This is a genomic window from Micromonospora pallida (assembly GCF_900090325.1).
Lineage (GTDB): Bacteria > Actinomycetota > Actinomycetes > Mycobacteriales > Micromonosporaceae > Micromonospora > Micromonospora pallida.
In genome coordinates this window covers 3,972,282-3,995,526 of record NZ_FMHW01000002.1, presented here as the reverse complement: position 1 = coordinate 3,995,526, position 23,245 = coordinate 3,972,282, and the positions used below count along the sequence as shown (strand labels likewise).

The 23,245-nt window shown below is 71.7% G+C and carries 24 protein-coding genes; 8 read left to right on the top strand and 16 right to left on the bottom strand.

The window, feature by feature from the left end; translation table 11 throughout:
* The first annotated feature begins 103 nt into the window (after positions 1–103).
* Positions 104–817 carry a siderophore-interacting protein gene (locus GA0074692_RS16150; RefSeq protein ID WP_091645490.1) on the top strand — a complete coding sequence of 238 codons (714 nt, stop codon included), beginning with the start codon at positions 104–106 and terminating at the stop codon, positions 815–817.
* Entirely contained in the window at positions 814–2,325 is a 1,512-nt protein-coding gene (locus GA0074692_RS16145; protein WP_176738471.1) for an MFS transporter, read from the top strand. The genes GA0074692_RS16150 and GA0074692_RS16145 overlap by 4 nt, the downstream gene beginning before the upstream one ends.
* A gap of 113 nt (positions 2,326–2,438) precedes the next feature.
* Here the strand turns inward: GA0074692_RS16145 and GA0074692_RS16140 are convergent, their stop codons facing one another.
* On the bottom strand, positions 2,439–2,921 hold the full coding sequence (locus tag GA0074692_RS16140) for a hypothetical protein (protein WP_091645485.1): 483 nt from the start codon (positions 2,919–2,921) through the stop codon (positions 2,439–2,441).
* A gap of 82 nt (positions 2,922–3,003) precedes the next feature.
* Entirely contained in the window at positions 3,004–3,366 is a 363-nt protein-coding gene (locus tag GA0074692_RS16135) for a DUF952 domain-containing protein (protein WP_091645483.1), read from the bottom strand.
* 81 nt (positions 3,367–3,447) lie between these two features.
* On the opposite strand from GA0074692_RS16135, the gene GA0074692_RS16130 reads away from it, so the two are divergent.
* The gene (locus tag GA0074692_RS16130; RefSeq protein WP_091645481.1) at positions 3,448–4,017 is read left to right on the top strand and encodes a DUF2087 domain-containing protein; all 570 of its coding nucleotides are present in this window, start codon (positions 3,448–3,450) and stop codon (positions 4,015–4,017) included.
* A gap of 133 nt (positions 4,018–4,150) precedes the next feature.
* Here the strand turns inward: GA0074692_RS16130 and GA0074692_RS16125 are convergent, their stop codons facing one another.
* Positions 4,151–4,549 (bottom strand): DoxX family protein, encoded by a 399-nt coding sequence (locus tag GA0074692_RS16125; protein WP_245730331.1) that lies wholly within the window; start codon positions 4,547–4,549, stop codon positions 4,151–4,153.
* A 187-nt stretch (positions 4,550–4,736) separates the two neighbouring features.
* Here GA0074692_RS16125 and GA0074692_RS16120 point away from each other — a divergent pair, with 187 nt between their 5' ends.
* The gene (locus tag GA0074692_RS16120) at positions 4,737–5,168 is read left to right on the top strand and encodes a protein-tyrosine phosphatase family protein (RefSeq protein WP_091653570.1); all 432 of its coding nucleotides are present in this window, start codon (positions 4,737–4,739) and stop codon (positions 5,166–5,168) included.
* Here the strand turns inward: GA0074692_RS16120 and GA0074692_RS16115 are convergent.
* Positions 5,056–6,345 carry an MFS transporter gene (locus tag GA0074692_RS16115; RefSeq protein WP_091645476.1) on the bottom strand — a complete coding sequence of 430 codons (1,290 nt, stop codon included), beginning with the start codon at positions 6,343–6,345 and terminating at the stop codon, positions 5,056–5,058. The genes GA0074692_RS16120 and GA0074692_RS16115 overlap by 113 nt on opposite strands.
* A 60-nt stretch (positions 6,346–6,405) precedes the next feature.
* Here GA0074692_RS16115 and GA0074692_RS16110 point away from each other — a divergent pair, with 60 nt between their 5' ends.
* On the top strand, positions 6,406–6,900 hold the full coding sequence (locus tag GA0074692_RS16110; protein WP_091645473.1) for a type II toxin-antitoxin system PemK/MazF family toxin: 495 nt from the start codon (positions 6,406–6,408) through the stop codon (positions 6,898–6,900).
* A gap of 41 nt (positions 6,901–6,941) precedes the next feature.
* On the opposite strand, the gene GA0074692_RS16105 is transcribed toward GA0074692_RS16110, so the two are convergent.
* Positions 6,942–7,457, bottom strand: coding sequence for a 2'-5' RNA ligase family protein (locus tag GA0074692_RS16105; protein WP_091645471.1), 516 nt, complete (start codon positions 7,455–7,457; stop codon positions 6,942–6,944).
* Between the two features lie 23 nt (positions 7,458–7,480).
* Entirely contained in the window at positions 7,481–8,530 is a 1,050-nt protein-coding gene (locus tag GA0074692_RS16100; RefSeq protein ID WP_091645468.1) for an NAD(P)-dependent alcohol dehydrogenase, read from the bottom strand.
* A 114-nt stretch (positions 8,531–8,644) separates the two neighbouring features.
* Here GA0074692_RS16100 and GA0074692_RS16095 point away from each other — a divergent pair, with 114 nt between their 5' ends.
* Both GA0074692_RS16095 and GA0074692_RS16090 read left to right on the top strand, forming a co-directional pair.
* Positions 8,645–9,076 (top strand): SCP2 sterol-binding domain-containing protein, encoded by a 432-nt coding sequence (locus tag GA0074692_RS16095; RefSeq protein ID WP_245730330.1) that lies wholly within the window; start codon positions 8,645–8,647, stop codon positions 9,074–9,076.
* A complete protein-coding gene (locus tag GA0074692_RS16090) occupies positions 9,073–11,130 on the top strand; it encodes an amylo-alpha-1,6-glucosidase (RefSeq protein WP_091645464.1) in 2,058 nt (685 codons plus the stop codon). Before GA0074692_RS16095 ends, GA0074692_RS16090 begins: the two co-directional genes overlap by 4 nt.
* 4 nt (positions 11,131–11,134) lie before the next feature.
* Here GA0074692_RS16090 and GA0074692_RS16085 read toward each other — a convergent pair whose 3' ends face one another.
* Positions 11,135–11,932 carry a Pr6Pr family membrane protein gene (locus GA0074692_RS16085; protein ID WP_176738470.1) on the bottom strand — a complete coding sequence of 266 codons (798 nt, stop codon included), beginning with the start codon at positions 11,930–11,932 and terminating at the stop codon, positions 11,135–11,137.
* Between the two features lie 31 nt (positions 11,933–11,963).
* Entirely contained in the window at positions 11,964–12,758 is a 795-nt protein-coding gene (locus tag GA0074692_RS16080; RefSeq protein ID WP_141725304.1) for a hypothetical protein, read from the bottom strand.
* Positions 12,759–12,962: 204 nt separating this feature from the next.
* On the opposite strand from GA0074692_RS16080, the gene GA0074692_RS16075 reads away from it, so the two are divergent.
* Positions 12,963–13,232: a hypothetical protein gene (locus tag GA0074692_RS16075; RefSeq protein ID WP_091645458.1), complete on the top strand. Its 270-nt coding sequence runs from the start codon at positions 12,963–12,965 to the stop codon at positions 13,230–13,232.
* Positions 13,233–13,269: 37 nt separating this feature from the next.
* Here GA0074692_RS16075 and GA0074692_RS34780 read toward each other — a convergent pair whose 3' ends face one another.
* The 8 genes from GA0074692_RS34780 to GA0074692_RS16035 all read right to left on the bottom strand — a co-directional run bounded on the left by GA0074692_RS34780 (position 13,270) and on the right by GA0074692_RS16035 (position 23,202).
* Entirely contained in the window at positions 13,270–15,897 is a 2,628-nt protein-coding gene (locus tag GA0074692_RS34780; RefSeq protein WP_176738469.1) for an ATP-binding protein, read from the bottom strand.
* 550 nt (positions 15,898–16,447) lie between these two features.
* On the bottom strand, positions 16,448–17,368 hold the full coding sequence (locus GA0074692_RS16065; RefSeq protein WP_091645455.1) for an aromatic prenyltransferase: 921 nt from the start codon (positions 17,366–17,368) through the stop codon (positions 16,448–16,450).
* Between the two features lie 38 nt (positions 17,369–17,406).
* Positions 17,407–18,405, bottom strand: a complete 999-nt coding sequence (locus tag GA0074692_RS16060; RefSeq protein WP_091645453.1) for a methyltransferase — start codon at positions 18,403–18,405, stop codon at positions 17,407–17,409.
* Positions 18,402–19,541, bottom strand: coding sequence for a DegT/DnrJ/EryC1/StrS family aminotransferase (locus GA0074692_RS16055; protein ID WP_091653567.1), 1,140 nt, complete (start codon positions 19,539–19,541; stop codon positions 18,402–18,404). The genes GA0074692_RS16060 and GA0074692_RS16055 overlap by 4 nt, the downstream gene beginning before the upstream one ends.
* A 5-nt stretch (positions 19,542–19,546) precedes the next feature.
* Positions 19,547–20,104 carry a cupin domain-containing protein gene (locus GA0074692_RS16050; RefSeq protein ID WP_091645451.1) on the bottom strand — a complete coding sequence of 186 codons (558 nt, stop codon included), beginning with the start codon at positions 20,102–20,104 and terminating at the stop codon, positions 19,547–19,549.
* Positions 20,105–20,170: 66 nt separating this feature from the next.
* Positions 20,171–21,337: a type III polyketide synthase gene (locus tag GA0074692_RS16045; protein ID WP_281198942.1), complete on the bottom strand. Its 1,167-nt coding sequence runs from the start codon at positions 21,335–21,337 to the stop codon at positions 20,171–20,173.
* Positions 21,334–22,083, bottom strand: a complete 750-nt coding sequence (locus tag GA0074692_RS16040) for a DUF3050 domain-containing protein (protein ID WP_245730682.1) — start codon at positions 22,081–22,083, stop codon at positions 21,334–21,336. Before GA0074692_RS16040 ends, GA0074692_RS16045 begins: the two co-directional genes overlap by 4 nt.
* 48 nt (positions 22,084–22,131) lie before the next feature.
* Entirely contained in the window at positions 22,132–23,202 is a 1,071-nt protein-coding gene (locus GA0074692_RS16035; protein WP_218106679.1) for a methyltransferase, read from the bottom strand.
* Between the last annotated feature and the right edge of the window lie 43 nt (positions 23,203–23,245).

Genomic DNA, 23,245 nt, shown 5'->3' with positions numbered 1-23,245 from the left:
CATGGTTGTGCGGGTCGTCCGGTGCGCGGCACGACGCCTCTCCCCAGAACCGATCCTTTAGGTTAGCCTTACCTAACCTGGCAGGACTGTACGGGAGGACCGCGTGAAACGGAACTGGGAAGCCCTGCTGCTCAGGGCCATGGGAGGCAGGGACTTCCGGCTGACCGTGCTCGAGTCCGAGTCGGTGAACGCCCACTACCAGCGTCTACTGGTCGACGGCGGCGGACTGCTGGAAGCCTGCGGCGTGCACCCGACGATGTGGGTCCGCCTGTGGTTCGACCACGACGGCAGGGCCCACCAGCGGGCGTACACCCTGGTCGACCCGGATCCGACGACCGGGCGCTTCCACCTGGAGTTCGCCCTGCACGACGGCTGCGCCGCCCGCTGGGCCACCTCGGCCCGGCCGGGCGACACCATCGACGCCACCGTCCAGGGCACCGGCTTCGCCCTCCCCGACCCCACCCCGCGCCACCTCTACCTGGTCGGTGACGCCGCCTCGCTGCCGGCGGTCAACAGCCTGCTCGACCACGCCGACAGCATTCCCGCCACGGTCTGGCTCGAGTACGCCCACGAGGGCGAGCAGGCATTGACCCCGCGCGCCCGGGGACACCACAAGGTGACCTGGGTACCCCGCGAGGACGGTGGCCGACACCTGGTCGACACCGTCTGCGCGGCGATCCCGCCGGACACCGACGGGGCCTACTACTGGGTCGCCTGCGAGGCGGCCAGCAACCGCGCCATCGTCCGGCATCTCCGGCGGGGGCTGGGCGCCGGTAGACAGCAGGTCTCCGCGCTCGGCTACTGGACCGCCCGGTGACCGCTCCGCCCACCACGGTCGGCACTCCGATCCGCGACGACGCCGTCGCCGGCAGGCTGTCGACCCGCTGGCTCGTCCTCGGGGTGCTCTGCCTGGCCCAACTCGTCGTGGTGCTCGACAACACCGTGCTCACCGTGGCGGTACCGGCGCTCACCCGGGACCTGGCCGCCAGCACCGCCGACATCCAGTGGGTGATCAACGCGTACGCCCTGGTGCAGTCCGGTCTGCTGCTCACCGCCGGCAGCGTGGTCGACCGCTACGGCCGCCGGCGGATGCTGCTGGCCGGGCTCGTCCTGTTCGGACTCGCCTCGCTCGCCGCCGCGGCCGCGCAGTCCAGCGGGCAGCTGATCGCCGCCCGGGCGGCGCTCGGTGTCGGTGGCGCGTTGCTGGTCACCGGCACCCTGGCCGTCGCGATGCAGGTCTTCGACGCCGAGGAGCGACCCCGGGCGATCGGCATCTGGGCGGCGGTGAGCGCCCTCGGCTTCGCCGCCGGGCCGCCGGTGGGCGGGTTCGTCCTCGCGCACTTCGACTGGCCGGCCATCTTCCTGCTGAACGTGCCGGTCGTGCTGCTCTGCCTGCTGGCCGGCGTGCTGCTGGTCCCCGAGTCGCGGGGTGCCACCGACGGACGCCTCGACCTGGTCGGGGCGGTGCTGTCCACCGCCGGCCTGACCGCCGTGGTCTACGCGGTCATCCGGGGCCCCGAGGACGGCTGGGCCTCCGGTCCGGTCCTCGGCGCGGCCCTGGCCGGGGTGGTGCTGGTCGGTCTCTTCGTCGGCTGGGAACGACGCGTCGCGCATCCCATGCTCGACATGCGTCTGTTCCGGGACCGGCGCTTCGTCGGCGCGGTGGCCGGCGTCGTCCTGATCACCTTCGGCAGTGCGGGCGCGCTGTTCCTGCTGGCCCAGCAGTTGCAGTTCGTCCGAGGCCACTCGGCCTGGGAGGCGGGACTGCGCACCGCGCCGTTCGCGCTGACCGTGGTGCTGCTCAACCTGGTCGGCGTCACCGCCCGACTGATCCGTACGCTCGGCACCCCGGCGGCCATCGCCAGCGGCATGGCGGCGCTCGCCGTCGGACTCGTGGTCGCCGCCCACGCGCCGACCGACGGCTACGGCGTGCTGCTGGCGGGTCTGGTGCTGATGGGCGCCGGTTGTGCGGTGGCCAATCCGGCCATCGTGGCGGCGGTGATGAGTGCCATCCCCGCCGACCGGGCCGGCGCGGGAGCCGGCGTGGACGGCACCATGGCGGAGGTCGGCAGCAGCCTGGGCGTCGCCGTGCTCGGCGCGGTGATGAACGCCCGGTTCACGGCGGCGCTGCCGGCGGCCGTGGTGGGTGCCGGCTCGTTCCCGGCTGCCCTGGCCGCCGCCCGCGACGAGGTGGAACGCCAGTCGGTCGCCGAGGCGTTCGGTTCGGCCGTGGTGGTCGGCCAGACGGTGGGCGCGGGCGCGGTCCTGGTCGGTGGCTGCCTGGCCGCGCTGCTCCTGCACCACGCGGCCCGCCGCGCCCGCTGAACCCGAGCCTGGCTCGGCGAGCCTGCCGCATCCGCGCCCGCTGAACCCGGCGCCGGGTTCAGCGAGCCTGCCGCATCCGACTCCGCGGTGTCCGACTCGGCCGTGACCGTCGGTCAGTGTGGCGCGTCCGGGCCGGACGACTCGCGGACGACGCCCCGGACGATCGCCCGGCACGAGGTGGCCAGCAGCAGCCCCAGTCCGGTGGCCAGCACCGGCAGGCCGACCCCGAAGGGCAGTTGCGCCACCGGGTTCAGCGCGGTCTGCTCGCCGACGACGGCGAAGCTGGCCGCCACGACCGCGAGGCTGGTGACCAGGGTGCCCACCGCGGCGACCACCCCGGTCATCGCCGCGGCCACGCTCCGGCGGGCCAGCAGGGCCGCCCCGCCCGCCAGCAGCAGCCACCCGAAGGTGAGCAACGTCCAGCCGCCCCCGTCGCTGAGCGACGCGTACGCCCAGCCGGAGAAGGACCAGGCGTACCCGCTGCCCTTGCGGAACCAGGGCAACAGGTACCCGGCGAGGGTGAGCAGGGTGGCGACGAGCATGCCGCCGTCGACCGCGAACAGCGGCGGTGCGGGCCGTTCCGTGGGCGTGGACATGGGCGTCCTCCTCGTCCGTGCCGGTGCGACCGCCACCCTGCCAGGGCGGGTCAACCCGGTGACCGGACGGTGGCGCGACCGGTCAGGAGGGCGGTTGGTCCGACAGTTCGTCGGGGAGGACGAACGTCCCGTCGACGGCCCGGAGCAGCGGTGTCACGGCGGTGACGGCGTCGAGGTTGAGCGGTCCGTAGATGTGTGGGAACACCACCCCCGGCGCCACCTCGTCGTCGCGGACCGGTGCGGTCAGCCGTGCCGGGTCGATGTGCAGCAGCAGGAGCGGACCGGCGTCGGCGTAGAAGGTCTCGGCGACGCCGAGCACCTGATCCCGGCGCGAGGCGTGGATGAAACCCTCGTCGGCCAGGGTCCGGCCCCGAGTCGACACCCGGTAGTCCCCGGCCGTCCGGGCCTGCTGCCAGTCCGCGACCTCGGCGATGTGGAAGAGCACGGATCGGACGGTACCGGAGTCACCGGCGGAGTGCGGAAAACCGGTTGAGCGACGGGGCCGGGACAGGGGAGAAAGGAAGGCGTGACTCCTGAGACGGTGGTGCGACTGGTGGCGGAGCCGGACCGGCTGCGGGTGCTCGGCGTGGTCGCGCTCGGGGCGCGGACGCCGGACGCGGTGGTGGCGGCGGCCGGCCTCGACCCGAAGGCCGCGCTGGTGGCGTTGCGTCGGCTGCGGGAGCAGGAACTCGTGGTCGCCGAGGGCGATGCCCTCCGGGTGGACTACGACCGGCTGCGCGAGTTGGCCCGCGCCACGCCGTCCGCCGTCGAGCCCGGCGGTGACGCCACCTTCCGACCGTTCCTGCGCGGCGACCGACTGGTCAGCGTCCCCGCGCAGCAGGGCCGGCGTCGTGAGGTGCTGCGTCATGTCGCCGAGCGTTGTTTCACGCCCGGCGTCGACTATGCGGAGGCGGCCGTCAACGACCAGCTCCGCGCCTGGTGCGACGGGGGAGAGGTCGACCACGTGACGATCCGCCGGTACCTGGTGGACCTGCGCATCCTCTCCCGGGCCGGCGGCGTGTACCGGCTCGGCCCGGAACCGGCGGGCGAGCCCGACCGGGCGGAACGGAGCGTCCGGGCGATGGGTCTGAGCTGACCACCGCCGGCACCGCAGCCGTCCCGGCGCGGTCACCGCGTGCCGGACCGCGGTCGTCCCGGCACGACCGCGCCGGTAACGCGACCACGTCGGCCGGGGCCGTACCGGGCGGGCTCAGAAGGCGTGGGCGGGCTCAGAAGGCGTACGGACCGAAACGGCCCCAGACCACGAAGACGAGTAGGGCGACCAGCACCAGGTTCCGCGCGACCGGTCCGACCTCCCGGCGCAGGGCGTGCGTGACGACCGCACCGACCATGATGACGAGCAGCCCGACGGCGGCCAGCGGGACGAGCACCGGGGCGATGTCGAGCAGGCCGGGCAGGATCAGCCCGAACGCGGCCAGCACCTCCGCCACGCCGATGAACTTGATCAGGCCGGCGGGCAACGGCTCCAACGCCTCCATGCCGTTGGCGAGGAGCTGGTCCTTGGGCCGGGCGAGCTTGATGCCGCCGATCACCAGGAAGACGACGGCGAGCAGACCGGCCGTGGCCCACAGGGCGACGTTCATGTGCGAGCCCTCCGAGGAAGCCATCCGAGATCGTAGATCAGCACGCGGAACCGTAGCAGATCTCGGTCGCCGCCGATGCCCGTCCGATCCGGATGGTCCAGCCCGGTCGGACCGGCCGGCGGAGCGGCGGAAAACGCCGTGCCGGCCGATGCTCCCCGGCCACCCGCGCCTGGTGGTGACCGGTACGGCGTCCGTTCCCTACGATCAACCGATGGGTACGTCGTGGGAGGCCAACGCCGTCGGTGTGCTCCGGCTGCCGTCGGGACGGCTGGTACGGGGTCGCGGGCTGCGGGACGGGCTGCCGGCCGGAGCACGGCCGACCTTCGCCGTCTACCTGCTCGGCGCGCCACCGCCCCCGGTGGACTGGGAGAGCCGGTGGTTGCGCTGGCCCGACTTCTGGTTGCCCCGGGACCGGTCCGCCGTCGCACCGCTGTTGCGCGAGGCGTGGGAACGGGCGGCGACCGAGCGGGTCGAGGTGGCCTGTGGCGGCGGTAGGGGCCGGACCGGCACCGCACTGGCCTGCCTCGCGGTCATCGACGGGGTGCCGCCCGCCGAGGCGGTGGCGTTCGTTCGTCAGCACTACCACCGTCGCGCGGTCGAGACGCCGTGGCAGAAGCGATACGTCGCCCGCTTTCCCGGGTGACGCGGCGGGTCAGCAGCGGTTCGGCGAGGACGACCACCAGCGCCACGAACGTGACCAGCGCGCCGATCCCGAACGCGCCCCGGACGCCGAGCGGAGTCAGGAGCAGCCCGCCGACCAGCGCCCCTACCGCGATGCCGACGTTGAACGCCGCCGAGTTGGCGGCGAAGCCGAGTTCGGTCCGTCCGGGCGCGACCACCAGGATCCGGGCCTGGGTGACCATGAAGACCGGTGCCGCCGAGCAGCCCAACAGGGCCAACAGGACCACCACGGCGACCTGCTCGGCGGCGAGGAGGGAGAGCCCGAGCAGCGCGCCCCCCTGGACCGCGATGGTCAGCACGAGCGTGCCGCGCGGAAACCGGTCGAGGAACCGGCCGACGACGGCGACCCCGACCACCCCGGCGAGCCCGAAGACGAACAGCAGGCCGCCCACCGCCGCATCGGCGACGTCGGTGACCTCGGTGAGCAGCCGGGCCACGTAGGTGAAGCCGGCGAACATGCCGGTCACCGAGACGGCGGTGGCCAGCAGCGTGACGACGAACCGTCCGGTGTGCGGCGCGGAGCCGTACGCGCCGTGCCCCTCGGCGGGGCGGCTGGTTGGCAGGAGCGTGGCGACCAGGGCGAGCGCGGCGAGCGAGAGGACGGTCAGCACCAGGAACGGCGCCCGCCAGCCGCCCTGCTGGCCGAGCCAGGTGCCGGCCGGCACGCCGAGGACGGTGGCGAGGGAACCACCGACCGAGAGCACGGCCACCACCCGTCCCCGGACCCGGGCCGGGAACATACCCACCGCCACGGGTGCCATCACCGCCCAGAAGAGAGCTTGGGCGACTGCGGTGGCGACCCGGGCGGTCAGCAGCACCCCGTAGCTGGTGGCGGCGGCGGAGACCAGGGTGGACAGCACGAGCACCGCCAGTACGCCGCTGAGCAGCCAACGGCGGGGCAGGTCCCGGGTCACCTGCGCGACCGGCAGCGAGACGACGGCCACGGTGAGTCCGTAGCCGGTGATCAGATAGCCCACCGACGAGAGCGGGACGGCCAGGTCCCCGGACATCAGCGGGAGCAGGCCGATCGGCAGGTTCTCCGTGGTGTTGAAGGTGAAGGCGGCGAGCGCGAGGGCCAGCAGCACGGTCACGCGTCGCCAGGTGTCGCCGGTACGGTATTGATCACCCACGGTCGTCATCGGTGCCATCCTCGCACGCGTCGATCGCCGGCGGGGGCACCGACGACTAGGCTGCCTGCTGTGGCAGGACTGTTCAGAGACGTGGCAGCGCGGGTCGGTCGGGTCGTCCGGGGCGGTGGCCCGCTGGCGGTCACCCCGGCCCAGATTCCCGCCCAGGTGGCTCGACGGCGTCAGGTGACGGCCCTCCGGCGGCGGCAGCTCGTCTACGCGCCCGAACTGGACGGTCAGGCGGATCCGGGAGAGATCGTCTGGACCTGGGTGGCGTACGAGGACGACCCTCGGCAGGGCAAGGACCGGCCGGTGCTCGTGGTGGGGCGGCAGAGCCGGACCCTGTTCGGTCTCATGCTCTCCAGTCAGAGTGACCGGGACGGCCAGCGGCACTGGTTCCCCCTCGGTCCGGGCGCCTGGGACCGGGACAACCGGCCGAGCTGGGTACGCCTGGACCGGGTGCTCACCATGCGGGAGGACAGCATCCGGCGGGAGGGCGCGGTGCTGGCCCGGGACCGCTTCGACCGGGTCGCCCGGGTCCTGCGGGCCAACTACGACTGGAACTGAGCGGGCCGGGCCCGGCACCGGCGGCGTGACCCGCCGACCGGTCAGGGCAGCGGGTGGGCGATGCCCCGGGCGTGGTCGGTGACCGCCGCGCCGACCACCCGGGCCTCGATCGGCAACACCTCCAGGCAGCGGCGGACCGCGGCGGCCATCAGCGCGTTCGGCACCCGCATGGAGAGCGTGCAGTGCGGCACCCAGCGTCCCGGCTGGTAGTGCTCGGACAGGCCTACCCCGGCCCGGGTGAGCCGCGCGTACACCTCGGCGTGGTGGGCGAGCAGTTCCGGCGTCGGGGTCGGGCCGAGCCAGAGCACCCGTCCGACGAACTGCCCGGCGTGCAGGAACGACAGCCGCAGCGGCGCGGCCACCGTCATCCCGTCGAGCGCCCCGGCGACCTGGTCCGGATCCAGTCGGGGCGCCACCGTCAGCGAGACGTGCGGACGGTGGCGTTGGTCGAGCAGGTACCGCAGGCTCTGCACCCCCTCCGCCTCGAGGGCGTCCCAGAGCACCCGGATCCGTCGGGTGGCGTCGGTGTCGAGATACAGCTCCAGCGCGGCGACCACCGGCCCACCCTAGGGGCCCGGGGTCAGGGCACGATCACCGCCCGTCCCGCCACCTTCCCATCCCGGAGCCGGCGGTAGGCATCGACCGCCTGGTCCAGCCCGAACGTGGTGATCTCCGGCCGGACCAGTCCCCGGGCCCCCAGGTCAAGCACCTCGGTCAGCTCCGGTCGGCTGCCCCAGTAGGTGGTCTGGATGCTCACCTCGTACGGCACGGAGAAGTAGGAGACCGGCAGGGTGCCGCCGCCGATGCCGACGATGGTCAGGTCACCCAGGGTGCGGGCGCTCGCCGCGCCCAGCCGGAGGGTGGCGTCCACCCCGACGAAGTCGAGCACCACGTCGACCCCCCGGCCACCCGGTGTGGCCGCGCGGACCTCGTCCGCCGTTCCCGCGCCCGAGCGCAGGGTCAGGTCCGCCCCGTACTCCCGGGCCAGGGCGAGCGCCTCCTCCCGGGTGTCCACCGCGACCACCCGCGCCGCGGTGGTGGCCTTGAGGATCTGCACGCCCACGTGGCCGAGGCCACCCACCCCGATCACCAGGGCGGTGCTGCCGGGCGGCAGCTTGCCCCAGGAACGGCGGACCGCGTGGTACGGGGTGAGGCCGGCGTCGGTCAGCGGCGCGGCCTGCACCGGGTCGAGCCCGTCGGGCAGCGGGAGGACGTGCCGGGCGGCCGGCACGAGCAGGTACTCGGCCATGCCCCCGTCCAACCCCAGGCCGCCGCCCCCGCCGGGCACCGGGGCGCCGGCCGGGTTCTCGCAGTACGGGTCGACGCCGACCCGGCAGCGCGCGCAGGTGCCGCAGCCCCACGGACCGTAGACGGCGACCGGTTGTCCCACCTCGAGCCCGGTGACGCCGGCGCCGAGGGCGTGCACCCATCCCGCGTTCTCGTGCCCCAGCGTGAACGGCGGGTTCCACGGCACCGTCCCCGGCTCGAACTCGTGCATCAGGTGCAGGTCGGAGTGACACGCCCCGGCCGCCCCGATCCTGACCACCACCTGCCCCGGGCCGGGGGTCGGCTCGTCCACCTCGACGAGTTCCGGCTCGCTCTTCCAGTTCAGCAGTCGTAGCGCACGCATGGTGGTCGCCCTCCGTCGTCATCGTGTCCCGCCGGCCGCGACTACCCGGCTTCGGCGGGATCTCACCCGTCCCGGGTGAGGTGCCGTCACCTGCCCGGATGTCACCGTCCGGGCATGGAGGCGCGATGCGGGCAGTCGGGGACGGCCGGGCGTGGGACGGAAAGCGGCGCGATGGTCGGGCCGGCGACGGAGTTCCTGGCGCACCAGATCGCGGGTCGGTACGCCGAGCTGCCGGAGACGGCGGCCGGCACGTTGCGCCTGGACATCAGCGAGAACGGCTGGACCGATCACTGGTACCTGACCCTTGACCGGCAGAGCGTCCGGGTGACCCGGTCGGCGGACGAGGCGGAACTGGTGGTCCGGGGTGACCAGGAGGTCTTCGACCAGCTCGTCACCGGCCGTACCGCCATCACCAGCGCGCTGATGCGCAACGAGCTGGTGGCCAGCGGACGCCTGCCGTTGCTGCTGATCCTGCGCCGGCTCTTCCCGGGCCCGCCCGGCGCCCGGCACCCCCGGGACATCGCCCGACAGGAGGGCCGACGGTGAGCGGCGAACGCGTCCACGTCCTGGCCGGTAACTCCTTCGCGGTCAGCGACGCCGAGGGCGACATGGAGTGCGACCGACGTACCCCGACGGGGCTCTTCTCCTTCGACACCCGGTTCCTGTCCCGGTGGGTGCTCACCATCGACGGCAAACGGTGCAACACGCTGTCCCGGGAGGACATGACGCACTTCGAGACCCGGTTCCTCCTCGTGCCCGGCGCCGCCAGCCACTACGTCGACGCGGACGTCTCGGTGCTACGGCACCGATCCCTCGACCAGAGCTTCAACGAGCGGATCACCGTGTTGAACCATTCCGCCGAGCCGGCCACCTTCGCCGTCCGGTTGGAGATCGGCTCCGACTTCGCGGACACCGGCGAGATCGCCGCGCCGAAGCGGCGGCGGGTCCAGGTCACCGCCCGGCCGGAGCAACGGGAGCTGCGCCTGCGGTACGCGCGGGAGCGCTTCTCCCGGGAGACCGTGGTGACCAGCACCCGTCCGGTCGAGGTCGACGAGGCCGGGATGACCTTCCGGATCGTGGTCGAGCCGCACGGGTCGTGGGTCACCGACCTGCACGTCCGTATGCTCCTCGGCCCGGGGGTCGGCCAGGACCTGCGTACCGACCTGGAGTCGCACCGCCGGAAGCTCCATGAGGACATGCGGACGGACCTGTGCGAATTCCTGGACCGGGCACCCGAGTTGGTCGCCGAGAGCGGGACGCTGGGTACGGCGTACCGGCGTAGTCTGCTCGACCTGGCCGCGTTGCGGTACAACCCGTTGGCCTACACCGAGCCGCTGCCGGTGGCGGGGATGCCCTGGTCGATGAGCCTGTACGGGCGGGATGCCCTGGTCACCGCGTTCCAGACGCTGCCGTACGTGCCGGGGCTCGCCTCGAGCGTGCTGCGCATGCTGGCGCTCGACCAGGGCAGCCGGCTCGACGACCAGTACGACGAGGAGCCGGGCAAGATCCTCGCCGGGGTACGGTACGGCGAGCGCAGCGCCTTCGGCGAGGACCCGACCACGATCTACTACGGCGCGGCCGACACCACCCCGCTGTTCGTCATCCTCCTCGACGAGTACGAGCGCTGGTACGGCGACGCCGACCTGGTGCGCGAACTTCGCCACCCGGCCCGGATGGCGCTGGACTGGATCGACGAGTACGGCGACTCCCTCGGCGACGGCTACGTCCGCTACCAGCGCCGCAACACCCGGGACGGTCTGGTCAACCAGTGCTGGAAGAACTCCGACGACGCGATCGTCGGCCGGGACGGCCGGGCACCCGGCTTTCCCCGGGCCACCTGCGAGCTGCAGGGCTACGCCTACGACGCGAAACTGCGGGGCGCCCGGCTGGCCCGTGAGTTCTGGAACGACCCGGCCTACGCCGACCGGCTGGAACGGGAGGCGGCGGGGCTGCGGGAGCGGTTCGACCGGGACTTCTGGTTGCCGCACCGGGGGGCGTACGCCCTCGCCCTCGGCCCGGACGGGGAGCCGGTCGACGCGATCGCCTCCAACCAGGGGCACCTGCTCTGGAGCGGCATCGTCGACGCCCGACGGGCCGACGAGGTGGCCGCGCACCTGCTCGGCCCCGAACTCTTCAGCGGTTGGGGCGTCCGCACCCTGGGGTCCGCGCAACACGGCTACAACCCGGTCGGTGCCCACCTCGGCGCGGTGTGGCCGTTCGACACTGTGCTCGCGGCGGCGGGCCTGCGCCGCTACGGCTTCCACCGGGAGGCGGCCCGGATCGCCCAGGGCGTCGTCGACATGGCGGGGCACTTCGCCGGCCGGCTCCCCGAACTGGTCGCCGGATACGACCGGTCGCTGACCCGCTATCCCGTCCCGCTGCCGGCCGGCGGCTCCCCGCAGGCGTGGTCGGCGGGGGCCCTGCTGATGATCCTGAGCACCATCCTCGGGCTCGCCCCGTGCGGCGGCAACCTGCTGGTGAACCCGGAGCTGCCGGAGGGGTTCGGCCGGATCGAGCTGCTGGACATCCCGGGCCGTTGGGGACACGCCGACGCGTACGGCCGGGACCGGGCGGCGGGGCGGAACGGCCGACCCCGCTGAGCGGTCACCCGGGCGGCGTACCCGTCGACGTGGCCGGGATGGTCGGTGCCGCCGGCTTGGCCGGGACGGTGGACGCCGTTGGCCCGGCTGGGACGGTGGACGCCGCCGGCCCCGCCGGGATGGTGGGCGCTGCTGGCGCGGTCGGCTCCGGCGGGGCGGTCGGCGCCGAGGGCCGGACGCGGCGGGTCAGGACCCGGTCGACCCCGACGAAGGCCAGGCCGAGCAGCCAGAACGCCGCAGCGAAGCCGGCGGCGCTCACCGCGACCCCGGCGTAGCCGAGCTGACCGGCGTCCACGAACGGGTACGGGTAGGAGCCCACCAGCAGGCCCCGCACCAGCGCGAACCCCAGGTACGCCAGCGGGAAGGCCAACCACCAGGCCGCGTACCGTGGGCGCAGTCGGCCCCGGTGGTCGAAGAGCGCCCAGTCCGCCACCGCGAGCAGCGGGACCACGGTGTGCAGGAACTGGTTGCCAACCGCGTCGGCGAGAGTGCGGTCCGGCTGCGCCATCGCGAACGGACTGGCCGGGTTGGCCAGGACCAGGTGGTAGACCACCCCGGTGATGGTGATGTAGAGGGTGACCGCGCCCCGGAGCGCCGACGGCGGGTCGGGCCGTCCCCACCAGGCGCGTGCGGCGGCGTACCCGGCGAGCAGCCCGACCGCGAGATTGCTCTGGATGGTGAAGTACGGCAGCATCCCGGTCAGCGTGGCCGGCCCGGCGGCAGTGAGCACGATCCCGGCCACCACGCCCAGGACGACCAGCACCCGGACGGCCACCGCCGCCGGTCGACGCCGCAGACTCATCCGCGCACGCTAACAGTCCTGCCCGGACCCGTCATCCGCCAACGGCGCCCGGATCCGCCCTCGCCTGCTCCAGGGACGGATCGGGGGAGGAAGCTGCGCCGTCGACCTGCGGGAGGACGCTCGCACCGGCCGTCGGGCGGCCGACCGGTAGATCAACCGATGGACCGACCGGGGGAGCGATCTGCCCGGTCAACCCGCCCGGCGGTTGGCTCGGCGGCACGATCGGCACCGTCGGGCGGTCGGTCGGGATTCCGGGGTGGAGGGTCGGCGTCGGGAGTGACCCGCCCGGCCGTCCGGGCGCGGTCCGGGGCATCGGGCGGCCGGGGCCGGTGGTCGATTCCGCGCCGGGCGTGCCGGGTGACGGCTCCGGTCCCGGTGTCCGTCCGGCCGGCGTCGACGGCTCCCCGTCGGGGGACGCGGAGGGCTGCGGCCCGGAGCGTCCCGGTCCGCCGTCGGTGGTCGTGTTCGGCAGCGGGGACGTCGGGCGCAGCGGGTTGGGCAGCGCTCCCTGCACCGCGGCCAGGGCCATTCCGCCGGTGGCCGCGACGGCCAGCGCGGCGACCGCCGTCTTCAGGGGCAGCAGCTGGACCAGGACGCCCCGACGGGCCGGCGGCACCGGCGGTGGGTGGGCCGGGGCCAGCCGCGCGGTGTGGAACGCCCGCACCGCTGCCGGTTCACCCCGCAGCTCGTCGGGCAGCGGCGCGGCGCGGACCGCGTCGAGCAGCCGGACGAGGCCCTCCGGGACGCGTCGACGGTCGACGGCGGTACCGTCGAGCAGACGCTCGACGGTCTCCCGCTCGATCTGGTGCTGGCAATGTCTGGTCATCTCGTCTCGGTGAGCGTCGCCGGTCCGCCCGACGTCACACCGGCCGCAGACGGCCCCGCCGGGACGGTCGACCGAGTGCCTCCGGCCCGGGGCCATCCCCGGGGGGCACCGGCAGGCCGGACGGTTCGGCACCGTAATGTCCAACCAGGACGGTATCCGTCGACGGACCGACGGATGAGGCGGCGCGGTCATCGACAGGAGAACATGAACGACATGAAGGTGCTCTTCCTCGGTGGTCCCTGGCACAACGAACGTCACGAGGTGACGCCGGCCCGGGCGTCCGCCGCCCTGCGGTCGCTCCCGGTCAGCTTCACCGTGCCGCTCCCGTCGGAACGACCCGGGGAGGTGGGGGAGGACAGCCTGTCCGCCCGGTCTCTCGGTCACGTCACCTACACCCGCCGCTACGCCCGCGCGGGTGGCGAGCGCCTGCCCGTCTACGTCGCGCCGAACTACCAGGGCCCGCCCCGCGCCTGATCCCGCACCTGTTCACCTCCTTCGACGCGCCGGGCTCTCAGGCCGCCACCCCGTCGACGACGCTCATGGTCGTCACCCCCGCGGCAGCCCGTAGGTGCAGAATCTGGGCCAGCGCCACGTTGTCGGTCGTCAGTCGGGCGAGGGCCAGTGCCTCGTCCGACAGGGCGGCGCGGCGTACCAGGTCACCGTCGTAGTCGCGGGCGACGGCCAGGCAGGACAGCATCAGCGCGTGCTGTCCGGGGTCGGTCACCTGTGTCAGCGCCCGCTCGAGGACGTCGACGAGCCGGAGGTCGACATCGCCCTGTTCGCCCGGGTACAGGTTGGGTTCGCTGATGGCCGCGACCGCCGCGGTGACCAGTCGGGAGGTGTCCAGGTCACCGCACGCGTCGGGTGCCGCGAGGGTTTCCTCCAGGGCCTGGATGAACACGGGAAGCCCGTCGTGGCGGTTTCCGGCCCGGTAGAGCGAGGTTCCCAGGCCGATCAGCAGCGGATATCGGTCGAGGTCTTCCTTCTCCGCCAGGTCGGCGGCGATCAGGGCCTGCCGCCACAGAGTGGCGGCGTCCCCGAAGGCGAGTCGGGCGTCGGCGAGGCGGGCTGCGGTGGCGGCGTGGGTGGCGGCGTGGACGGCAGCGGTGGGGTCGAGTTCGGCGGCCAGTAGCCAGTGCCGGGCGATCTCGTCGGCCCGCTCGGTGTTCTCCGCCCACGCGCGGGCCGCCGCCGCGCCGATCCGTCGGTGCAGCCGGGCTCGGCGCAGCCGCCCGGTGGTCTCGTACAGTGCCTCGGCGGCCAGGGCATGGGTGAAGTGAAACCAGCCCAGCGGCTGCTGGTCTTCCACCACCAGGCCCGCCGCTACCGCGATGTCGAGGACCTCCAGTGCTGCCTCGATCTCGATGGCGGCGGCCTCGGCGACGACCGTGATGTCGAAGTGCCGGCCAGCGATGGCGGCCACTGCCAGCACCTCGGCCGCGGTCTGAGGCAGCCGGGCGACGTGCCGCAGCACCACCTCGCGTACCGGCACCGGCACCGGTGCCGTGCGGGGCTGGTCCAGGCGCTGTTCACCGGACAACACCTTGATCAGTTCCCGAAGGAAGAACGGGTTGCCCTCGGTGCGCGCCCACAGTCCTTCCGCGGTGCGCTCACTGACCTCCTGGTGGAGGAGTGCGCTCGCCAGCGTCTGGGTGTCCTGGGTGTCGAGGCCCTCCAGGTCTATCCGCGTCACCCCCGAGCGGGCCAACGCGGCCAGCGTCTCGGCCAGGGCTTCCGCCTCGCCCGACCGGTAGGACACCGCCAACAGCAGCCGACTGGCCGGCACCGACTCGGCCAGGTGGGCCAGGAGTCGCAGTGAGCTCGGGTCCGCCCGATGTAGATGGTCGAGCAGCACCACGAGTGGTGCGGTGTGGGACGCGTCAGTCAGGTAGTGGACGATCGCCTCGAATCGTCGCAGGGTGGCACCGGCCACCTCGACGCCGTTCACCAGGTGCTGGGTGTCCCCGCTCAGCAACTCGGCCACCGGTTGGGGTATCGCCTGGTGCGGGAAGCAGGTGCCCATCGTGCGGAGCACCTGTTCCCAGAGCCACAGTGGTGGCGCGGTGACGTGCTCGGGGCAGGTACCCCAGAGCACCGGCACTCCCGCCAGCTTGGCGAACCGCCGCAGCAGGCTCGTCTTTCCGACGCCCGGCTCCCCGGACACCGTCACCACCCGCCCCCGCCCGTCCGCCGCGGCGGTCAACGCCTCGACCAGTTGTCGCAGCGCCACCTCACGACCGACGAAGACCCTGCCCTCCGCTGCGGCCGGCGGCGGTGGCGGAACGGTCGGGCAGACCTGCGGTGGGGTCGTGGGGCGGCCGGGCGCGGGCGACGCCGGGGCGGCCGGGGTCGGGTGCCAGTCCAGGGCCGGAGCCTGGTTCAGGATTTCCCGCTCGAGGTGCTGTAGGGCCGGTCTCGGGTCGATGCCCAGCTCTTCCGCCAGCCGCTTCTGGATGGTCCGCAGCACCCCCAGTGCGTCGGCCTGCCGCCCGGCCCGGTACAACGCCAGGCTCAACAGCTCACAACCGTATTCGCGGAGCGGGTGCGCCTGGATGAAGGCCTCCAGTTCGGCCACGGCCACCTCGTGGGCGCCCACTGCCAACAGCGCCGCGCAGCGCGCCTCGACGACTGATAACTGCAACTCCTCCATCCGTGCCACCTCTGGCACCACACAGGTGGCACTGGCCACCTCGGCGTAGGCCTGCCCCCGCCACAGCGCCAACCCCGCTTCGAACTCACTCAGCGCCTGCTGCGGATCGCCCCGATCCCACGCCCGCCACCCCGACGTGGCGTGCTCGCCGAACCGATGGACGTCGACGTCGGTGACCCGGCTGTCCAGGAGATAGCCGCGGGGACAGGTGCGCAGCACCGTGGCGGGTGTCCGGGGAGCCCGGTCCGGTTCCAACGCCCTCCGCAGATTGGCCACGTACGCCTGGAGCGAGGCCATTGCCGAGGGCGGCGGATGCCCCGCCCACAGCGCGTCGAGCATCACCTCCACCGGCACCGGCTGGCCCACCCGACTGACCAGCAACGCGAGCAACGCACGCTGCTTGGGCGCTCCCAGATCCACCAGCCGACCAGCGACCACGGCCTCTATCGGGCCCAACGCGCGGAACTCCACCAGGGCAGCGCCCGGCACCTCTTCCGTTTGCGGGAAGGGGTCCGACAGCGTACGACGTGCGATCCCGACGACTATTGGGCGAGTCATCCGGTGGCTCTTCCGGTACGGGCAGCAGCAGGGTTTTTCTGGTTCTGTCTGCCCGCGTCGCGGGCACAGACCGCAGGCCGCATGATGGTGTCCCTTCCCCCCACGGATACCAAGGCTGCTGAGGGGGGAACCCGTAGGTGAGTATTCCCCCACTCACCTGCCGTCGGGAAACGATACCCGTTGACCAGAGTCGATGGCAATGCCGTTGACAAACGCCCACACCTCTGGCAATTGACGCATATCGTTTTCATTTCGCATTCTGTCTGGAGCCCCTCACCTCGGCCCACTCTAAGTGGCGTCCATCAATGTGTAGGCCCACGTGCGAGGTGTTCCTGATTACATCCCGGCTGGCCGGAGCCGTCCACTGTGGCGCCGCCCGCCGGGTCGGCGATGCTGAGACCCGCGCGGGCCGGGCTGTCGGTACCGGCGGAGGAAGGGACCGGAGTCGGTCCCTTCCTCCGCCGGCCAACCGGGCGGAACGCTATACGAGATCCTCGACGGATTCGGACAACAGCATGAGGTCCAACATCTGTGGCCGCCACCGATAGTACGACTGGAGTTTGTAGTATTCGCCTGCGGTGGACGACGTGACGGCGTAGACGAACCTGCGGTCGGCGGCGTCGTAATCGTACGGGGCGTTTTTCACGAATCGCTCGATCTCTGGTTCCAGCGCAACGGGAAGTGTCGTCGGATCCGGGGTCATCGTGGCAAAGGTGATGCGCTCGATCTTCGGGGAGTCCCACCTCAGCGTGGCGTAGATCCCGAACGACTCCTGGCCGAGCCGCAGCAGCTGCTCGGTGGGCTCCGGCAGCTCGACCTCGCGGAGCATCGACCGGATGTTCTTCGGTTCGAAGCATTCAGCGGGCGCCTCGCCGAAGTACACGTTCACCGTTCGGTGCGGATAGTCGATCCCGATCAGGCTCGCCTTGTCGTCCAGGTCGTGGCGGGCGAAGAAGCTGACGTTCTCGGCCAGGCTGCGCGGCATGGACGGGATGTCGGCGAGCGTCGACAGGCTCTGTAGGTCGTCCGGAGGGAAGAAGGACCAGGTCTTCTTGAAGCCGTCGACGACCCCGAAGTCGATGCCGTAACAGTCGATGGGGCATCGGTCCGCGAGGTCCGCGAGCAGAACGCCGACGGGATGGTCCGTCCCGGTGGTGAGGCCCGCCGTCAGGGCCAGGGCGTAGGGGTCGACGTTCTTCGGGAGCATCGTGAAGCGGCAGTCGAGCTCTCCCGCGTTGCGCGCGCCGGTCGCCACCCGGAAGGCCACCACGGCCTGCCCGAGTGCGTCACCGTACGTGGTCAGGACCGGCCACACCTTGTCCCGCGAGCACGGTACGTCCAACAACCGCGCTGCTTCTTCGATGGCCGAGTAGATACCCGTCAACTCAGCACTGCCGGACATGCATCCTCCAAGTGTCGTGCGTGGCGCCGGAGAGCCCGCTACCGGGCGAAGACCAACGTGGCGGGCGACGGCGTGGGCTGGAACGAGATGTTCTCGAAGCCGGCCTTGGTGAGCCAGGCATGGTAGTCCGACCGCCGCCAGGTCCCGCCCTGTCTGCTCTTGAGCAGCATCTCCGCGGCGAAGAGCAGCGGGAAGGGCGGGCCGCTCCGGTCGTCGTCGACGAGGTAGTCACAGACCACCAGGGTGCCGCCGGGCTTCAGGGCCGCCCTGATCCTGGCGAAGACCGAAATGTTGTCCTCCGGCCCCTCCTGGTGGGCGATGTGGGAGTACACCACGACGTCGTGCGCGGCGGTGCCGAAGTCGGTGCGGTGGAAGTCACCGTCGACGCAGGTGAACCGGTCAGCCACACCCCGTTCGGCCAGCAACCGGCGGGCGATCGCGTTGACCGGTCCCCAGTCGAGCTGGGTCGATCGGGCGGCGGGGTTGAGCCCGAGCCAGATGGCCGAGTAGATGCCCGAGCCACCGCCCACGTCCAGGATCGAGATCTCTCCGGCGGCGGCCAGTCCCAGCACGTCCGCGGCGATCCGGGCCACCGGAACCGACTGCGCGGCGATGGCCGGGACCACCTCCTGCCAGTGCGGGTTGTCCGCCACCTCCACCGTCGCGTCCGTCACCGGGCCCCCGGCGCGGACCACGTCGGGTAGGGCCACCATGCTGCCCATGTGGGTGAGCTTGAGCCGGGCGAAGCTGCTCAGGCAGGTCTGCTTCCCCTCCACCAGGAACGTGGCCGCTTCGGCGGTATTGCGGTAGGCGTCCTCGTGCAGCTCGACCAGACCCAGGCTGACGAGCCCGTCGAGGAGGGTCTGCGCGCCCCGGACGGAGATTCCGGCCCGGGCGGCCAGTTGGTCGGCGTTCTCCGCGCCACCCTCGAGGTGGGTGAAGAGCGCGTGGCTCGCCGCCGCGCCGAGGATGCCGGTGGCCCAGTAGCCGTTGGCGAGCTGCAGGATTCGCTCGGGTGTCGGCTGGTTGCTGTTCACGCTGTCCTCCTGGAGTGGGCCTGGAGCGCGGTGCGCAGCACCTCGGTGACCCGCTCGAGCTGGTCCGTGCTGAGCTCGGCGTGCATGGGGATGGCGAGGTTGCGCTGGAAGAGGTCCGCCGAGACCGGGCACGACTGCTTCGTCTCGTACACCGGCTGTAGGTGGCATGCCCACGTACCGTGCCCGCAGCCGATGCCCCGGGTGCGCAGGTCGGCCGCGACCGCCGCCCGGTCCACCCTCGGGTCCAACGTCAACAGGTAGCTCTGCCACGCGTGGGTACGGTCCGACGGCACCTGCGGCACCGTGACGAGTTCCTCGTCGGCGAGCAGTTCGGCGTAGCGCGCGGCGACCGCGCGCCGACGGTCGAGCAGCTCGTCGGTCCGGCCGAGCTGCACCCGCAGGATCGCCGCGGCGATGTCGGACAGCTTGTAGTTGTAGCCGATCTCGGTGAACACCGGGATTGGCAGGCCGACGACGCGCGCCTGGTCGAAGATGGGTTCGATGCCGAAGGACGACCGCAGCCGCGCGTCCGCCGCGAGCGCCGGATCGGCGGTGAGCAGCGCCCCGCCCTCACCGCTGGTGGCGCCCTTGCGTCCGTGGAAGGACAGGCAGGCCACCGGGGCCAGCGCACCCGCCGGACGCCCCTGGTACGTCGCGCCCACCGCACACGCGGCGTCCTCGACCAGGAAGAGCCCGTAGCGGTCCGCGATCAGCCTCAGCTCCGCGTAGTCGGCGGGCATTCCCACCGTGTCCACCGCGATCACGCCCACCGTTCGTGGCCCGACCAGGTCCGCCACGGCCTGTGGGTCCACCGTGCCGGTGTCGGCACGCACGTCGGCGAAGACCGGGACCGCGCCGACGTACCGCACCGCATGGGCGGGCGCCGGGAAGGTGTAGTCGGCGACGATGACCTCGTCGCCCGGCTTGACGCCGAGCGCGAGCAGGGCCAGGTGGAGCGCGGCGCCGCAGTTGCTCACCGCGACCGCGCCGGCCACCCCGTAACGGTCGGCCAGCTCGGCTTCCAGGACCTTCCCCTGCGGGCCCTGCCCGGCGGGCCAGCCCGAGGAGAACACCTCCGCGACGGCGGCCAGTTCCTGCTCGCCCAGACTCGCGTGCACCAGCGGGACCATGTCCATCGTGGTCACCCCCTACGCGCCACGCGCTCGGCGGGCGTCCGGGCGACGGGCGGTCCGTAGCGCAGTGGCGTGATCTGCCGGACGTCGTAGCGGTCGCGCAGGTCCTGCACGGCGTCGGGATCCACGGACTGGCCGGCGGAGAAGATCTCGCAGATCTCCTCGAAGTAGCGCTCGTGGTCCGGCGACGGGAAGCTCTGGAAGAGCATGCGCGCCGGCCTGTCGGTGGCGTTCCGGAACGCGTGCGGAGTGTCGGGCGGCACGAACATGCAGCTTCCCGCACCCGCGCGGACGACCCGGTCTCCGTCGGCGGACTCCCAGTCGTGCCAGCCTTCTTCGGTACGCCTGGTCGGCTCGAACGCCAGCAGGTCGAGTTCGCCTTCCAGGACGTAGAAGAACTCCTGCGAGCGGGTGTGGGTGTGCGCCCCGACGTCGAAGCCGGGCGGCACCACCACCTCGAAACAGGACACGGAGGAGCCGTCCGCCCCGGTGACCTTGAAGGTGACTTCCTGCGCCTTCGTCGTCAGCTTTCGACCCTGGCCGGGTGGGACAATGAGGCCGCTCATGCGATTCGCTTCCTTGTCGTTCGTGGGAATGTCACTCGGGACGGGAGCGGATGCGCGCGCCCGGACTCAGTCCGTCCTGCGCGGCGCGCCGACGGTCCAGCTCCCCACGGCCATCTCGGCGGTGATGCCGGGACCGAAACCCGCGACGATGCCGGTGGCGCCGGGCATGGAGGTGTCCTCCTCGAACAGCCGGCGCAGCGCGTCGAGTACGACGGCGCTGGCGATGTTGCCGTACTCGGTCAGCGTCGCCCAGCTGTGGCGGAACATCTTGCGATCGACGTCGAGGAATCTGCTCAGGTCGTCCAGGATGCGTGGACCGCCGGCGTGGATGATGTAGAAGTCGAGGTTGCCGATGTCCCAGCCGTGGGTCGTGACGAGGTTGCGCAGCACCGGCGCGAGCGGTTCCATCGTTCCGGGCACCCGGCGGTCGAGTTGGAAGTGGAATCCGGTGGACCGTACGGCGTAGGAGATCCATTCCTCGGTGTTCGGGATGAGGTACGACGCGTTGCGCTCCAGCGCTATGCCGGTGCCGCCGCTGCCCCGCACCACGGCGGCGGCGACCGCGTCGCCGAACAGCCCGTCGGACAGCAGCGAACCGACTCCGTCGTCGTCGGGTTGGTAACACAGCGAGCACAGTTCGCACGAGACGATCAGGACGTTGCTGCCCGGATGGGCCAGGCAGAAGTCGTGGGCGCGGTTGATGGCCGCGCCGCCCGCCGCGCAGCCCAACTGCGCGATCGGTATCTGCCGGGTGTCCGACCGGAACCCCAGGTTGTTGATCAGCCATGCGGTCAGCGACGGCATCAGGAATCCGGTGCACGACACGTAGACGATGGCGTCGATGTCGTACGGCACGATGTCGGCATTCTTCAGGGCTCGTTCGATGACCTCGGGGCACCGCTTCTTGGATTCGATCTCGTAGCGGCGGTTGCGTTCCTCGAACCCTGGATGGCGAAGCGTCTCCTCGATCGGCTGCACGATGTGCCGCTTTCGTACGCCGGTGTTCTGGATCAGGCGGAGCGCCAGCGGGAGCTGACGCTTCCCGGCGTGTATTCTTTTGGCGAATTCCAGGGTGTCTTCCATTGTGACGACATATTCCGGCACGCTCACCGACGGCTCGCACAACGTTGGCATGTCTGGAGTCAACTTCCTGTGAAGTCTGCCTTCTGCAAGGGAGTCTGCGCTCGTGCTCTTCTCGTCCAATCGCCCGCGCGGGTCGCGGTGCTCGCTCAACGACCGTCGAACTCCGCGAGCACGCCGTCCCACAACCCGATGCGTGCCCGGAGCGCCGCGACGCCGACCGCCTCGGCCTCCGCTTCGCGGACCGGGTCGCCGTCGCACAGTGACGCGAGCAGGCGCAGGGCCAGCGGACCGTGCTCGTCGTGGTCCAGTGCGATGTGGCGCTCCAGGTAGTGCCGGAACACCGGCGCGTTCGCGAGCACGTCGTCCATGTTGGAGCGGACGGCGGAGAACACGTCCGGCAGCAGGTTCTCGCGGCCGTGACAGAACGAGGAAGCCACCGCGTGCGGAGCGCCGTGCAGGGCCACGTCGAGCGTGTGACCGACGAACTCCCGGACACTCGCGGGGATCTTCTCGTCCTTGAGCGCCGCCATCGGGGCGACTCCGCTGTCGAGTGCCGTGAGGAACCCGTCGATCGGGCCCGTGTCGGCACCGATCTCGGTCATCGCCCGCCGGTACAGCTCGAAGTGGCTGACGTAGCCGCCGTCGATGTCCTCGTCGGTCTCCTCGGCCAGCACGATCTCCGTGATGAACCGGCCATGGTCCGCCCGCCCCCGTGGCCGCCAGGGCAGGGTCACCGTGGTCACCTCCGTCTGCAGCCGCTTCAGCAGCGTGAAGAAGTCCCACACGGCGAACACGTGGTGCTTCATGAAGATCCGCAGCCGGTCCTCGGTGGTGATCTGTGCGTAGAGGGGATGGTCGATCAGTTCGGCACGTACCGTGTCGAACTCGGCAAGCACGGACAACGTCTCCTCCTGCGGGTCGTCTCGGAACTCACGTGTGGATCGTCAGGCGGTCTTCGTCGCGCACAGGATGGCCTGCACGGGGATGACGTCCGGTGGTATCTCGGCGGAAGCCTTGGTGATCGTTTTGGTGACCGTGAAACCGCACTCCTCCAGCCAGCGCTGGTACGTCGACAGTTTCTGTGGCCCGCCCTGGCCCATCGTGCAGCCGATGAAGAACGCCGGGAAGAAGTCGACGTTGTAGTTGTCGGTGTCCGCGATGTTCTCCGGGTACACCGGCACCATGATGTGGACCTGCCCGCCGACCTTCAGTGACCGATTGACGCCCTCGAGGATCGCGAACACATCGTCCCGGTCGAACATGTCCAGGAAGTGCTTGATCAGCACCACGTCGAAGCCCTCGGGAATGCCCTCGAAGACGTCACCGCCGATGAACGAGCAGTGCTCCGCCACGCCGTGGTCCCGGAAGTTCCGCAGGCAGTCGTCCTCCTTCTCGGGCAGGTCGAACGTGGTCACCCGAAGTCCGGGCGACGCCTTCGACCGGTAGGCGTGGATCGCCCCGAGACCGGTGTTCCCGGCGAGGTCGAGGACCTGCGCGCCGGACGGGATGTCGATGTTGCCGAAGAACCACGGGTCGATGCGGGCGGTGACGGTGTCCATCAACGTCGCCCAGGCCTCGCGCAGGTCCCGGTGCTCGGCCACGGCGCCGTACAGGGTGCCCTCAGCTCCGTAGAGTTCCCGCAGGCCGACGAGGGTGCCGGTCCGCACGCTGTCGGTGAGGTAGAACAACTGCCGGAGCGCGACGACCTTGATCATGTTCATGTAGGTGAGCGCTCGCTGGAGGTCGGCCTTCGCGACGCCCGCGAGCGCGGCGAGGGAGTAGCCGCCGGAGCCCTCGTCGTACGCGACGAAGCCCTCCTTGACCAGCAGGTGCAGGAGCTGTTCCACCGCATCGGGTTTGGCGCCGACGGCGTCGCCGAGCTTGGCCGCGGTCATGCCGGGGTTCTCCCGGAGCGTGTCGACCAGGCCGAGCTCGAAACAGGACAGCAGGTTCATGAACCGCGAGGGGCCCACCATGTACTCGCGGAGTCGGGCGAGGGTGGCTTCTGGCGTCATTGCACTGGTTCCTTTCGGATCGCTGGCGCCGCTTCGGCTGACC

What these genes read in the sequence shown, in the direction of transcription:
- GA0074692_RS16140 (WP_091645485.1), bottom strand. Translation starts at nt 2,921, where the DNA reads ATGTCCACGCCCACGGAACGGCCCGCACCGCCGCTGTTCGCGGTCGAC.
- GA0074692_RS16125 (WP_245730331.1), bottom strand. Translation starts at nt 4,549, where the DNA reads ATGGCTTCCTCGGAGGGCTCGCACATGAACGTCGCCCTGTGGGCCACG.
- GA0074692_RS16120 (WP_091653570.1), top strand. Translation starts at nt 4,737, where the DNA reads ATGGGTACGTCGTGGGAGGCCAACGCCGTCGGTGTGCTCCGGCTGCCG.
- GA0074692_RS16115 (WP_091645476.1), bottom strand. Translation starts at nt 6,345, where the DNA reads ATGACGACCGTGGGTGATCAATACCGTACCGGCGACACCTGGCGACGC.
- GA0074692_RS16100 (WP_091645468.1), bottom strand. Translation starts at nt 8,530, where the DNA reads ATGCGTGCGCTACGACTGCTGAACTGGAAGAGCGAGCCGGAACTCGTC.
- GA0074692_RS16095 (WP_245730330.1), top strand. Translation starts at nt 8,645, where the DNA reads ATGGAGGCGCGATGCGGGCAGTCGGGGACGGCCGGGCGTGGGACGGAA.
- GA0074692_RS16085 (WP_176738470.1), bottom strand. Translation starts at nt 11,932, where the DNA reads ATGAGTCTGCGGCGTCGACCGGCGGCGGTGGCCGTCCGGGTGCTGGTC.
- GA0074692_RS16080 (WP_141725304.1), bottom strand. Translation starts at nt 12,758, where the DNA reads ATGACCAGACATTGCCAGCACCAGATCGAGCGGGAGACCGTCGAGCGT.
- GA0074692_RS16075 (WP_091645458.1), top strand. Translation starts at nt 12,963, where the DNA reads ATGAACGACATGAAGGTGCTCTTCCTCGGTGGTCCCTGGCACAACGAA.
- GA0074692_RS16065 (WP_091645455.1), bottom strand. Translation starts at nt 17,368, where the DNA reads ATGTCCGGCAGTGCTGAGTTGACGGGTATCTACTCGGCCATCGAAGAA.
- GA0074692_RS16055 (WP_091653567.1), bottom strand. Translation starts at nt 19,541, where the DNA reads ATGGACATGGTCCCGCTGGTGCACGCGAGTCTGGGCGAGCAGGAACTG.
- GA0074692_RS16050 (WP_091645451.1), bottom strand. Translation starts at nt 20,104, where the DNA reads ATGAGCGGCCTCATTGTCCCACCCGGCCAGGGTCGAAAGCTGACGACG.
- GA0074692_RS16035 (WP_218106679.1), bottom strand. Translation starts at nt 23,202, where the DNA reads ATGACGCCAGAAGCCACCCTCGCCCGACTCCGCGAGTACATGGTGGGC.